Source organism: Endozoicomonas ascidiicola, assembly GCF_001646945.1.
Taxonomy (GTDB): Bacteria; Pseudomonadota; Gammaproteobacteria; order Pseudomonadales; family Endozoicomonadaceae; genus Endozoicomonas; species Endozoicomonas ascidiicola.
Genome location: NZ_LUTV01000003.1, coordinates 668,597 through 682,447, shown reverse-complemented (window position 1 = coordinate 682,447; position 13,851 = coordinate 668,597). Strand labels below are relative to the sequence as shown.

10 protein-coding genes are annotated in these 13,851 nt (G+C 48.6%); 7 read left to right on the top strand and 3 right to left on the bottom strand.

The window, feature by feature from the left end:
* Window positions 1-165: 165 nt before the first annotated feature.
* Window positions 166-1,440, bottom strand: coding sequence for an L-cysteine desulfidase family protein (locus tag AKL11_RS10450; protein ID WP_067517090.1), 1,275 nt, complete (start codon window positions 1,438-1,440; stop codon window positions 166-168).
* A gap of 136 nt (window positions 1,441-1,576) precedes the next feature.
* Here AKL11_RS10450 and AKL11_RS10445 point away from each other — a divergent pair, with 136 nt between their 5' ends.
* Window positions 1,577-2,044 carry an Lrp/AsnC family transcriptional regulator gene (locus AKL11_RS10445; RefSeq protein WP_067517089.1) on the top strand — a complete coding sequence of 156 codons (468 nt, stop codon included), beginning with the start codon at window positions 1,577-1,579 and terminating at the stop codon, window positions 2,042-2,044.
* A 209-nt stretch (window positions 2,045-2,253) separates the two neighbouring features.
* Here the strand turns inward: AKL11_RS10445 and AKL11_RS10440 are convergent, their stop codons facing one another.
* Both AKL11_RS10440 and AKL11_RS10435 read right to left on the bottom strand, forming a co-directional pair.
* On the bottom strand, window positions 2,254-4,686 hold the full coding sequence (locus AKL11_RS10440) for an efflux RND transporter permease subunit (RefSeq protein WP_067517087.1): 2,433 nt from the start codon (window positions 4,684-4,686) through the stop codon (window positions 2,254-2,256).
* Window positions 4,687-4,715: 29 nt separating this feature from the next.
* Window positions 4,716-5,684 carry a WD40/YVTN/BNR-like repeat-containing protein gene (locus AKL11_RS10435; RefSeq protein WP_067517085.1) on the bottom strand — a complete coding sequence of 323 codons (969 nt, stop codon included), beginning with the start codon at window positions 5,682-5,684 and terminating at the stop codon, window positions 4,716-4,718.
* A gap of 246 nt (window positions 5,685-5,930) precedes the next feature.
* On the opposite strand from AKL11_RS10435, the gene AKL11_RS10430 reads away from it, so the two are divergent.
* From AKL11_RS10430 to AKL11_RS10405, 6 genes are all read left to right on the top strand, one after another.
* Complete coding sequence (locus tag AKL11_RS10430) at window positions 5,931-7,154, top strand: acyl-CoA dehydrogenase family protein (RefSeq protein ID WP_067517083.1); 1,224 nt, start codon at window positions 5,931-5,933, stop codon at window positions 7,152-7,154.
* A 232-nt stretch (window positions 7,155-7,386) separates the two neighbouring features.
* Window positions 7,387-8,520 carry a dienelactone hydrolase family protein gene (locus AKL11_RS10425; protein WP_067517081.1) on the top strand — a complete coding sequence of 378 codons (1,134 nt, stop codon included), beginning with the start codon at window positions 7,387-7,389 and terminating at the stop codon, window positions 8,518-8,520.
* Between the two features lie 199 nt (window positions 8,521-8,719).
* Window positions 8,720-9,493: an SDR family NAD(P)-dependent oxidoreductase gene (locus AKL11_RS10420; protein ID WP_067517079.1), complete on the top strand. Its 774-nt coding sequence runs from the start codon at window positions 8,720-8,722 to the stop codon at window positions 9,491-9,493.
* 10 nt (window positions 9,494-9,503) lie between these two features.
* Complete coding sequence (locus AKL11_RS10415; RefSeq protein ID WP_067517331.1) at window positions 9,504-10,574, top strand: alkene reductase; 1,071 nt, start codon at window positions 9,504-9,506, stop codon at window positions 10,572-10,574.
* Between the two features lie 186 nt (window positions 10,575-10,760).
* Entirely contained in the window at window positions 10,761-12,494 is a 1,734-nt protein-coding gene (locus tag AKL11_RS10410) for an amidohydrolase (RefSeq protein ID WP_067582948.1), read from the top strand.
* Between the two features lie 161 nt (window positions 12,495-12,655).
* Window positions 12,656-13,843 (top strand): helix-turn-helix transcriptional regulator, encoded by a 1,188-nt coding sequence (locus AKL11_RS10405; RefSeq protein WP_067517329.1) that lies wholly within the window; start codon window positions 12,656-12,658, stop codon window positions 13,841-13,843.
* The last annotated feature ends 8 nt before the right edge of the window (window positions 13,844-13,851 follow it).

The following is a 13,851-nucleotide window of genomic DNA, read 5'->3' as shown; positions in this document are numbered from 1 at the left end:
GAACCTCTACATCCAGATAACTGCGACAAAATATCATAGCTAAAGCTGACCGGCTAAAGCCGGTGGTTTTAACCTTACGAAAGACTAATAAAAAAATACCCCATGACTCATAGATCCACGGGGTGCGTACACTTGCAATGTGCAAAAAATATGGCTACCCCATATTTATCGCGCCATCATCCTTATAATTAGATTATCCGTCTCTTCCAGTCCTTGATTAGCAATCAAACCAATATTATCAATCGTCCCTTCCACACTGTCTTCGATAATGCCTTCATGAGACGTCAGGCGGATCCCCTCAACTGCCAGAAATGCGGCTTTTACAGCCGATTGAGCAGAGGTAGACACTTTCAAAGAACAACCCGAGCCAGCCCCATCGCAAAGAATACCCGTCACATCGCCAGTCATGTTAAACAACGCTGACTCAAGGTGCTCTTGAGTTCCGCCGAGTAACCAGGTAATGGCTGCAGACGCACCTGCAGCAGCCGTGGTGGCAGCACAGAGCGCAGAAAGCACACTCATATGGGATTTGATATGAATAGCCGTCAGGTGACTCATAATCAACGCACGGGTTAATTGCTCACGAGAGGCGCCAATCGTTTCAGCAACAGCGACAACGGGCATGGTCGCTGAAATCCCCTGATTACCACTGCCGGAATTGCTCATAGCGGGCAACAGGACTCCCCCCATACGAGCATCGGATGCAGCGGCAGAACGGATCATCGCCTGTGACATCAAATCCGTGGTTTGAAGGCCGTCTCTGGTGGTTTTCAACAGAGTTTTACCGATTCGGAGACCATAATCCTGAGCTAAGCCTTCGGTGGTCAGGGCAGAATTCAACTCCGCTGCCTTCATAATAAACTCAAGCTTCGCAAGATCACCCTGAGTAGCAAACTCAAAAATAGCAGAAACACTTAATTCGGGTTCTTCTTTACCGGCGCTAGCTGCATCACTATCCAAGCCGCTGAACAGAACATCGCCATTCAATGTTTTGCGAACCATGTTCGTATGGCCATCTTTAATAACGACAGATGACGTTGAACCAGCCCCATGGCAGATCACTTCTGCATAAAGCTTGGAGTCTGTATCCACCATTCGCACAGATACCTGATCGCTCTTCACCATGGTTCGGGCCTGTTCCACATCATTTGGTGCAACATTGCCGAGCACTTCAAGACCTCTGTCAGGATTACCACAAACCGCTCCCAGAGCCGCTGCGATATGCAAACCAATTTCACCCGTGCCGGGAATACCCACACCCATGCCATTTTTCAGTAGATTGCCACTGACTAATACTTCAATTTGTTCCGGAGCCTTGCCCAAAATTCGCGTAGCTTCTGCAGCGGCCAGGGCTGTAGACACAGGCTCAGTACAGCCAGTTGCTGGCGCGACACGGTCATTAATTAAACGAACATAAGAATCCCACTCAGTACGCCACATAATTCTCTCCCCCAAGAGTCTTTAAATTTGATATCTAGTGTAAAAAAAGTGATGGGAAAAAATCTGTTCGTTCTGATTTCGGATTTCAGTATATTGAGCAAAATTATTTCACCCTAACTGCTATTCGAGAAAAAAAATGATCGATCAGAAGGATGTCGCCATACTTTCAGCGCTGCAGGAGAACGCTGATTTATCCATAAATGATCTGGCGGACAAGGTCTGTCTGTCAGTGGCTCCCTGCTGGCGACGGCTAAAAAAACTGGAAGACAGCGGCTTTATTCGTAAACGGGTAGCGCTTCTCGACCCTGATAAGGCCGGCGTGCCTTTGTCGGTATTTGTGCAGATTAAAACCAATAACCATTCCATTGACTGGCTCAATCATTTTGCTGAAACCGCCTCAGCCTTTGCTGAAGTTATGGAGTTGTATCGAATGGCGGGCGAGTGGGATTACATGATGCGAGTAGCCGTAAAGGACATTCATGCCTACGACCACTTTTATAAGAACCTGATTCAGGCAGTGCCTGGGATTTGTAACGTTTCAAGCAATTTTGCGATGGAACAAATAAAGTACACGACAGCACTGCCTCTTAGAAGCTGTTCATGATCTTTTGCGAATAGCGAAAACGAGGAGAAAATGTTCCTGTTTTTCAGTTTTTTGAGGCGCATAGTGGCGCTACGTAACGAAGAAAACTGGTAAACAGGGGCGTTTTATCATCGTTTGCAGCTCGCAGAAAGATTGTGAACAGCTTCTTAAGCCGGCTATAAAGTAAAGAGCCCTCATTTTGAGGGCTTCATCACTACTATGACATGCACTTATTTAACGGGCATCTCTGATGCCTCAAACACGCCACCAGTATCTTTAGATGTCTCCACCTTGATGGTTTTGTTTACCTTACGTTCAGGTTTCACATCCAACCAACAGGCCAGAGCCGGCAACAGAAAGATCGCACCCAGCACATTCACCAGGAACATAAACGCCAGCAGAATACCCATATCCGCCTGAAACTTTAGGGCAGAAAACGCCCAGGTGCCAACCCCGATAGACATGGTTACGGCCGTAAAGACGGCAGCTGTCCCACGTCGATACATAGCTTCGTAGAAAGATTCCCGAAGGCTAAGCCCTTGTTTGAGGCTGTGCTGCAAACTTTCATAGATATAGATACCGTAATCCACACCAACCCCCACACCCAAAGCAATAACAGGCAATGTAGCCACTTTAAGTCCAATACCCAACAGTGACATCAACGCATTGCAAAGTATGGTCACCAGAATCAGCGGAACAACCACACACAATACCCCACGCCATGAGCGGAAGGTGATCCAGCAAAGTAAGGTGATTGCACTAAAGATGGCGGTCAGCATTTGAGCTTCTGCCGTCTCAACCGCCTGATTGGTCGCTACGGCAACTCCGGCATTACCACCCGCCATACGGAACGTGGCATCGGATACGGATTGCTCAGCAAGGTATTTCTGAATTTCACCGGATACATGCTTCAGTGTGGCATCCTGATGATCGTCCAGGTACACCGTCATATTGATTATTTGACAACCATTGTCGTTCAAACCCTGTTGCGGATGCGCCGCACGAGCACCGGCAACCAAGGCATTGTGATCTCTCTGCAAGGTTCTCCAGCGTGGGTTCCCTTCATTATTTCCAGAGACATATAGTTTGCTGAGCCCGGCGACCGTACGTACCGACTGAACCCCATCGACACCCCGCATATGCATATCAAAGCGGTCAACAGCGTTCATGACTTCCCAGTCCAGACAGGCTTCTTCACGGCCACTGGTTTCCAGATACACCGACAACACATCCATACCAATCTGGTAGTTCTGGGCGATCTCATCATTATCTTTATTGTACCGGGACTCTGCACGTAACTCGGGCACACCTGAGCCTATATCGCCTGTCAGCAGTGAACGGGACTGCCACGTTCCACCCACCAGCAATACCAACATGCATGCCAAGCTGATCATGGCGGCTTTTGGTGTTGCCAATGCAGAAAGTTTCCACCAGATTGGGTGCTTTACATCAGGACGATCAGGCCCACTGAATGCCATATTCTCAAGCTTCAAGTGGGAAAGAATAATCGGCATAAACATTTTGTTGGTGACGATCATCATGGCAACACCCAGGCAAGCCGTCACACCCAGCTCATGAACCATGGGAATATCGATCACCATAATCACCATAAAACCAAGCGCATTGGCTAACAATGCAACAGTGCCCGGAATAGCCAGCTTACGAAATGCACTCTCAGCAGCGTCGATTGGCGTCATGCCCATCAGCACATCCTGCTTCCAAGTGTTGGTCATCTGCACAGCATGGGAAACACCAATGGAGAAAATCAAAAAGGGAACCAGTACGGACATAGGATCAATGCCGTAACCAATCAATGGCAACGTCCCCATCAGCCAGATGACCGGCAACAGAGCCACAGCAATAGCCAGCAGAGTCAGTTTAAGTGAGCGGGAATAAGCCCACAGCAGCGACATGGTGATGCCAAAAGCTACTATAAAAAAGATTAATACATTGACCAAGCCGTCCATGACATCGCCCATCACCTTGGCAAAACCGATGATGTTTACTTCAATATTGTCATTCGCCAGCGCCGTACGAATGCTTTCTAAATGTGCGGCTACTGCCCGATAATCTGTTTTATCTCCAGTAGCCTGATCAAACTCCAACAGCTCTGCCTGCACCATGGCAGATGTCAAATCCGTAGATACCAGGTTTCCGACTTGCCCGGATTTATTCACATTCGAGCGTACGGTTGATAATCCTGCCTCGTCTGCGGTGAAGCGGGATGGAATCACTTCACTGCCCATAAAACCAAATTCTGTGACTTCTACATAGCGGACTTCTGGCGTATAGAGTGATCTGACAGTGGTTCGGTTAACGCCCGGCGTAAAGAAAACTTCATCTGTCGCTTTCTTTAACTGCGCCATAAACACAGGGTTATAGATATCTCCTTCACCTTTCCACTGCAGGTTCACCATGATTCGGTTGGCACCTGAAAACTTAGGGCCATGATCAAGAAAGGCCTTCATGTAATCATGATTCATCGGAATCAATTTATTAAAACCGGCATCGAAGCGGGTCTGCATCGCTGAATACGAAAAACCAATGGTCATTAAAATAAATAACACACCAAAGAAGCGTCGTTTTGATATGAGTAGCCTGGCAATGCCATCGACAAATCGATCCACAAAGGATCCGGGCGAGTTGTTGGATTGGTTAGCCATAAGAAAGATCCTGAAAATTATTATTGTTATCAATTAAGCAGATTAGACAGAGCAACAGACTGCACACCGCTATCGCTACTCATTATTAAGTCGCCATTTTCAAGAGGCTGTAGATCGGTTACCGACATTCGCCCACCCCGGTAAACCATTTGGAATGACTGACCATTGTCGCTACTACGAAGTATCATTCCCCCTTGGCCAGCAAGGAGAATACTTCCGTCGTTTAAAAATTCATGGGCAAAAATTGAAATAGGAATAGTAAAATCGAGCTTCTGCCAGCTGTCGCCATTATCACTGGTGCGGAACAAATTGCCTCGCATGCCATATAGCAGCCAGTTCTCACCGCCCAAATGCAAACCGCCGTAAAAAGAACCATGATAAAACTCAGGGAGCGGCTCCCAGTTTTCACCTTGATCCAGTGAACGGAACACCGTGCCCGCTTCACCGGCAATCAACCAGGATTGAGCATCTTCTGAAGACAACAAGGCATTAAGATGCCAATCGGTACCATTGGGCGGAGGCTCGATATTCCAACGCTTTCCCTGATCATCTGAGCTCACGAGTTTGCCAAAACCACCAATGCCGACCCAACGACCAGAAGGCAGCTGTTTTATATCCAGAATTGGTTCATTTCTTTCTTTATCAAACGACACTTCAGACCAACTCTCACCGCCATCTTCGGTTCTCAGAATCCAACCTTCATGACCGGTGGCAAAACCCAGAGTGTCATTCTGAAAGTGTAAGCGGGTGATCAGGGCGTGGCGCTGCTTATCGATCTCTGCAAAATGCCAACTCTGCCCATCGTCTTTAGAAACCAGAATATGTCCTAGCTCGCCAGCGGCAACGAGGCCAGCAGCACTGCCACTCAGGCTGGTAATGTTCATATTATCAATAGGAATATTACGCCCAGCCAGAGGCTCAGGAATGCGTGGGGAAAATGCGAAAATCCCGGCTGCGGCAACAACAATCGAAATACCAATGCCAATGGCTGCTCGCATAATTAATTCCTCTTTTATTCTTATTTTTGATTCTCACGCATTATTGCCCCCACGGTAAAACCAGCATCGTCCAAATGTAGTAACTCCATCATTCACATCACTTTCCATGAGCTGGCGATAGTCCATATTAACGATGAGCCTTGTCTGTACCATGTGGAAACCTGTAGTCAGTATCCAATCAAGTCGGCCAGAATAAGCCGCAATCTTTCGGCCAAAAAAGTCAAAATAATAAAGAGGGCTTTAACGATGAGTGAACAAACCAATCTTTTCGACATGCTGGACGGGGACGACTCTTACATGACCCCGGAAGCCGTCGCGCTGGTCAAGGCCGCCAGAGAAATTGCTCCCCGCCTCAAAGATCGAGCAAAAATGACAGACGAAACCGGTTCGGTACCGGTTGAGTCGGTGAAAGAAATTATCGAAGCAGGTCTATTCCGAATTCTCCAGCCTAAACGTTGGGGCGGTTCTGAAATGGATCCGCGCGTGTTTTATAAAGCTCAAATGGCGCTGGCAGAAGGGTGTATGTCCACTGCCTGGATCTTTGGCGTCATCGGTGTTCACTACTGGCAGCTCTCTCTATTTCCGGAAAAAGCACAACAGGAAGTGCTTGCTGATAACCCGGCAACGCTGATTGCCTCCACCTACATGCCTACAGGCCAAGCCACCAAGGTAGAAGGCGGTTATCGTTTTTCTGGTAAATGGGAATTCTCCAGCGGTGTCGAACATTGCTCATGGATTTTCCTCGGCGGCCTGCTGCCAAAACCCAACGGTGAAGAAGGTCTGGAACACACCACCTTCCTGTTGCCTGCTTCGGATTTCAAGATTGAGCAAAACTGGGATGTCCACGGCCTGCGCGGCACCGGCAGCCATGACATAGTCGTTGAAGATGTTTTTGTGCCTGAGCACCGTACTCAACGCACTAATAATTACAGCGATGCCGGCTGTCCGGGCCGCGAGACCAATTCAAGCTGGCTTTACAAAATCCCGTTCATTCAGGTATTCCAGCGTGCAGTATCTTCCGCCTGCATGGGTGCCCTGGATGGCGCCGTAAATGAGTTCCGCACCCGTGCCGCCGCTCATATTGGTAAGCACGGTGCAAAGACGGCGGAAGACGTAAATGCACAAATGGCGGTGACTGAAGCCATGATTGCGTCCGATCAGCTTAAGCTGGTACTGACCAGAAACTATCAACGCATTGTGGATAACGCCATGAACGGCACCACCATGGAAGTGGAAGAGCGGCTGTTACAACGCGCGCAATCTGCACGGGTGCCAAAAATCTGTGCCGAACTCGCGGATGAACTGCTTCGTGCCAGCGCTGGTGCCGGATTGAGAAAATCAAACCCCATTGAGCGCATTAATCGCGACCTGAAGCAGGCTCGTGCTCATATTGCTAACAACGCAGATGCCTATGCACGTGCCCACGGCGCCGTTATGCTTGGCTTGCCCAATATGGATCCTTTTGTATAAACGATCTTAGAAAATCCAACACGGCTGGCTCTCACTTTGTGAAGGCGTCGCAAAAGCCCTGGCTCCCATGCTTTTATGCCCTTTGGGTATTGCGTGGGAACCCATACATCTATCTCTTTGAAAATTAAGAGGTATGCATTCCCACGCGGAGCATGGGAACGAGGTTTACACGGCTGGCTCTCACTTTGTGTCGAGCCAGCGTTATAAATGATAAGAACATTGGAAGCGCACCATGACACGGTTAAAAAAGGCTCTGCTTTTTTCCGGCCTGGTTATCACCACTATCGGTGCAGGTTTTATCTATCACATTGAGACCGAGTATGCCGGTATAGGCCTGCCCTGGACGTCGTCCATTGACCTGCCGGATTTACCGGAACTGCCATCGCCTGAAACGACACTGACTGAAGATCAGTCCGGCGATATCTACTTTTCAACACGCAGCCCTTACGATTTCTCAGAACTGCTGACGAATTTTGATAACACGCTGCAACACACTGGTAAAGGCGAACTGGTTCTGCCTAAGGGTGCATCGGCTGAAAATCCTGTACCGGCGATCATCATTCTGCACGGCAGTGGTGGTATAGACCCCAACCGGGAACCCGTTTATGCACAGCTGTTTGCTGAGAATGGCATTGCATCACTGATTATCGATTACTACTCAGTTCGTGGAGCCACCAAAGACTCCACCTATCTGATGAAGACGCTATCGGCCTCAGAAACAGACATTCTGGTGGATACCTATTCTGCGCTCAAAGTACTGGGAACTCACCCCGCTATTGATGCCAGTCGAATTGCCGTCACTGGATACTCATACGGTGGCATGGTCACCCGCTACGCTCTGGATCCCAGAGTCAAAGCGGTTATTGCGCCTGAAGTCCCACCCTTTGCCGCCCATATCGATGTGTACGGACCCTGCCATCAAACGCTGGGAACCACAGAAACGACTGGCGGCGCCTATCTTGCTATTTTCGGGGACGACGATAACAGCGTTGATATCAATGTGTGCGAACAGGTCCATGGCGACATTGCCAAAAATGGCCCGGTCGAAACACTGCTGATTCCCGGTGCTGGGCACGCATGGGAGTCTGACCGCCCACGGGATCTTTACGACTTCCCTTACATCACTAATTGCTCTTTTTCTTTCGATGAAAAAACAGGCACTGCTTTGATTAATGGTCAGCCTGCTGCCACCGCTCCGCAAGACGCTGGCCGAAACGAAAGAGCCTTCGCTCGCGCTATGGTGATGGTGGATGCTCCTGAGTGCATCGGCAAAGGCTATGTCATTGGTAGCGACAAAAAAGCAGATGCAGCCGCGAAACAACGCATGCTGTCGTTTATGGACACTTACCTGAAAGACGCGGGTTAAGTTTTAAGAAGCTGTTCATGATCTTTTGCGAATAGCGAAAACGAGGAGAAAATGTTCCTGTTTTTCAGTTTTTTGAGGCGCATAGTGGCGCTACGTAACGAAGAAAACTGCAAAACAGGGGCGTTTTATCATCGTTTGCAGCTCGCAGAAAGATTGTGAACAGCTTCTTAGATAAGAATAATAAGAAAAGGAAGTAGCTATGGCAGGTTCACTGCAAAACAAAATTGCCTTTATTACTGGGGGTGGCAGCGGCATTGGTGCTGCCACAGCCGAACGTTTCGCCAGGGAAGGCGCTACTGTCATCATCTGCGGCAGGCGACTGGACCCACTACTGGCCGTTGAGAAGCGGATCAAACAACAAGGGGGTTCTGTGAACTCTGTGGTCGCGGATGTCAGCAACGAAACACAGTTTATTCAAGCCCTTGAGAAAGTTTCTAATGACTACGGTCGTTTGGATATTCTGGTGAATAACGCCATGGCTTTCACTTGGGGTGGCATTGAAGACATGACCACAGAACAGTGGCATGAAAACTTCACTACCTCCGTTGACGGCACCTTTTGGGGCACACGAACCGCCATGAAGCTAATGCGCCAATCCGGTGGTGGTGCCATTATTAACCTTTCATCCATTTGTGGTGCTTTGGGCACGGCTTATATGGCTGGCTATTCCGCATCCAAGGCCGCCGTTGTTAACTTCTCCCGTGCTGCTGCAGCAGAAGGTGCCAGAGACGGTATCCGGGTCAATGTGATTACCCCTGCCATTGTAGAAACACCAGCCACTGCGGGCATGCTTTCTGACGACAACAGCCGTCAGAACACAGAAAAGCTGATTCCTATGGGCCGGGTTGGGCAGCCAGAAGAACTGGCCAGCGCCATTACGTTTCTGGCCAGCGATGATGCTTCATACATTACCGGCACGGAACTGCCTGTTGATGGCGGGCGCTCTGCCGTATTGATTACGGCGCTGGATTGAGGTGACTACTTTGCATAATTCACTCTCATTATTATCACCAGTCACCATTGGCGATATTGAACTGAAAAACCGTGTGGTCATGGCACCCATGACACGTAACCGGGCATCGGCTGACGGCATGCCTAACGAACTGATGGTTCAATATTACGCCGACCGTGCTCAGGCAGGATTGATTGTTGCGGAAGGAACATGGCCGGTGGTGACCGGTCAGGCGTATTGCCGTCAACCGGGTATCCAAAGCGAAGAACAGGTGCTTGCCTGGAAAAAGGTGACCGATGCCGTGCATGCCAATGGTGGCAAGATTGTGCTTCAGGTGATGCACGCTGGCCGTATTGGTAGCAACAAGATCAAACCTGCAGGTGTAGAAACAGTAGCTCCTTCAAGCATTCAAGCTCATGGTGAACTTTATACAGATCAGGCTGGCATGCAGCCATTTGATATGCCACGGGAACTGTCGACTAGTGACGTACAATTGGTGATCGAAGAACATCGAGTGGCAGCAGAAAACGCCAAACTTGCGGGCTTTGACGGCGTAGAGCTTCACTGCACCAGTGGCTACCTGCCCATGCAGTTTCTCTGTTCCGGAACCAACCATCGGACCGATGAGTTTGGCGGTAGCGTTGAAAACCGGGCACGGTTTGCTGCTGACTGTCTTAAAGCCATGGCCTCAGTGTTTGGCAGTGGTCGTGTAGGCTTGAGAATGAATCCCGGCAATGCCTTTAATGATACTCAAGACGACGATTCGGCAGGCAGCCACATTGAATTGCTCCGCCAGATTGCCCCCCTCAATCTGGCTTACCTTCATATTATGCGTGCTCCCGTTGAACATATTGATGCCTTTAAGTTAGCCAAAACTCACTTCAGCGGTTCAATTATTCTCAACGACAACTTCGATTCGGACGCCGCCAATCAGGCGATCAGCGCAGGTCAAGGTGATGCGGTGTCTTTCGCACGACACTTTATTGCTAACCCTGATTTGGTTTACCGAATCAAAGAGCGTATCCCGTTAACTCGATTCGACCGGAAAACACTCTATACGCCGGGAGAGAAAGGTTATAACGATTACGAAAAAGCAGTTTAAGCCCTGACCGGCTTCACCCGTTGTGGTGCAGCCAGACTGATTAGCAAGATTATTTTTCTTATCCCGATGAATACTTGTTATGACGCTGGTTGTGTCCACTTTTACCAACATTCTTTCTACCGTGTTAACGTTAACCACTTAATAATTCCATCACGCCTCAATCATTAAGCTGTCATAAAAATAATAATGAAAACGATACTCTCTAAACGCCTGATACTTTCCCTTTTTATCGTGGTAGCAACGACGGTCTATTTCTTATTAGAACCATCATCGAACTATAAAATTATCAGTGCGGACAGCATTATCACCATGAATCCAGAGCAACCAAGGGTTGAGGCTGCCGTCATACAGTCTGGTAAAATCCTTGCCACAGGCGACCTGATTTCACTTAAACAACAGTGGGCAGACGCTGAACATCTCCACTTCCCTGAAAAAACATTAGCACCCGGATTTATTGAGAATCATCTTCATCCTGCCATGGCTGCACTATTGCTACCTTTTGAATGGATCACCCCTTTTGAGTGGTCACTGCCGGGCAAACAGGTGACTTCAACTCAAGGTGAGATTAATTATCGTGCGGCCTTGAAAGCATCATTTACTGATTGGCGCGCTCAGCAAACCAGTGACGACGACTGGTTCATTACCTGGGGTTATCATCATCTGTTCCATGGTGAAATGTCTCGCGCACTTCTTGATCAACTGTTTCCAGATAAACCTGTTATTGTCTGGCACCGCTCCTTTCACGAAATATGGGCCAACTCTAAAGCTCTGGAACTGGCAGCTATTACCGAAGAAGATCTGGCCAGTCATCATCATGCGGATTTTGAAACAGGCCATTTTTTCGAAACCGGCCTTGAAGTTGCATTGACCCGGTTTGGTCGTCACGTCATCAAACCCGGACGGATGATGGACGGGCTTAACCAAGTGACCGACATTGTCCATAGAGGTGGCATTACCACCATCGCCGACATGGCTGCTGGGATGTTCGATATGACGGTTGAATGGTGGCTATTTCGCTGGTTCTTTGACGACAGTGACACGCCATTTCGTACACGCCTGATTCCATTGGTCGAACGCCTTGCTGAAGAGGCCGATTCAGAAGAAGCCATTCAACACAGCCAGCTACTGTTGGAAAAGGGAAACGATCAACTACAGTATGTTAAACAAGTTAAGTTACTGGCGGACGGCGCCTTCTATTCGCAACTCATGCAAATGCGTGCACCAGGCTATCATGACGGTCATTCCGGCCAATGGATAACACCACCAGACCAATTGGAAAAAGTCGCTTCTCGATTCTGGCAAGCCGATTATCAACTTCATATTCACACCAATGGTGATCTGGGTGCAGAAGTCGTGATCAATATGATAGAAAAACTGCAGCAGAAATACCCTAGAGAAGACCATCGAACAACACTTCATCACTTGGGCTACATTGGGCCAGATCAGGCAGAAAAAATAGCCGACAACGGTATTACGGTATCTGCTAACCCCTATTACCTTTATACACTTGGTGAAGTCTATGCTGAACAGGGGCTCGGTGAAGAACGCGCCCATACCATTTTTCGCGGTAGGGATTTGCTGGATGCGGGTATCAAGTTATCACTTCACTCTGATTTTTGCATGGCTCCCGCTCAACCGCTTCGGCTGGCTTCGGTAGCAGTGAATAGAAAAGGAGCTGGCGGCCTGCAAATGGCGAAAGATCAGAGACTTTCTGTCCACGAAGCATTACAAGCGATCACCATAGATGCTGCTTACGCCATACAAATGGAGAATGAGGTTGGTAGCATCGAAGAAGGTAAATTGGCAGACTTTGTTATCCTTGACCAGGATCCCTACACAGTAGATCCAACGTTATTACAGGACATCCCCATTTGGGGAACTATTTTTCAAGGAAGACTGTTTCCCGTCAGTGAAAGGTAATTCACTTGCTACCTGCCAGTATTATTCATACAGTATGGGCACAGAATGGCTATCTCCCTGACAGACGGGGAGACTCGTCAAGCCCCATAATAAAAACCTGGCATCACTGCACCTAACTAAACGTCAGTGGTCTGTAGCCTGATAATAATATGAGGTCCGCTTTGACGCACATCACTCAAGATTTTGATCAGTACGACTCTCTGATTGGTCTTATATACGACGCAGCTCAAGGGGAGACCGGCTGGGAAACACCGCTTCGGGTGTTGAAATCCATATTCCAAGCCAATTACGTCACCCTGATTCTCAAAACTCCCAAGCATCAGAACGAAGAAGAACTTGGCCTGATGATTGTGGTTGGCGGCACTTTTGATAATGAAGTGGCTGTGCAGTATCGCCCATATATTCATCAACTCACGCCATTTGCCGGTCGTGAACCGGACACAGTGTTCACTGTTGCTGACTTAATGACCGAAGGGGAATGGCGCAACAGTGATTACCGTATTCACTGGTGTGCGCAGAAAGACGTCTATCATGTTATGTCCGTTGATATCACTGTGAACAATGGTGAAAGGCTCCGCTTCCGAATCACCCGCCCGGAAAGCAGTGACGATTTTTCAAAAGAAGATCGTGAATTCTGCGAGCTTATCGTTCCTCATTTACGCCGCGCACTAAACGTCAATAATCGTTTGGTTCATAACCAGTCTCTGCGAAACCTGTATTCGCAAGCGATCGGCAAACTCTCCATTGCCACGCTGATTATTGATCGACAGGGCAACATCCTTGAGCAGAATCTGTTTGCGCGTCATATTCTGGAATCTGGTGATGGCTTTAAAGTCATCGCCGGACGACTGGAAGCGTATTACCCAAGTGACAACAAAGCGCTAAAGAAGCTAGTCAAAGAGGCTTTTGACCGAGCCGAAGAGCCAAAATCCCCTGGACTTCCTCTGGCAATGTCGGTCGCACGGCCATCGGGCGAAGTGAATCTGGGCTTGGTAATAGAAATGATCCCCCGGTTTGATATGTCAGACCACGACAATAACTCATCCGCTATTGTTTATATTCGGGACTCCGCCGGCACCTCTCAGGCCAGCAGTGATATTGCCAAGAAGCTGTTTGGCCTGACACCTGCAGAAACAGCACTATCCTTACAGCTGGCCAACGGTAATTCGCTGGAAGAGTCTGCTGAAGCGTTGGGCATTCGTCGTAATACGGCTCGCGCTCATTTACGCTCCATTTTCTCCAAAACCGGAATCAAGCGACAATCCGACCTTGTTCGTATATTCCTCAACAGTGTTGCCGCTCTGGGACAAACAGCCCACGAAGAGCTACCTGAAGAAGCAGAAGCTTAAGAGTTCAA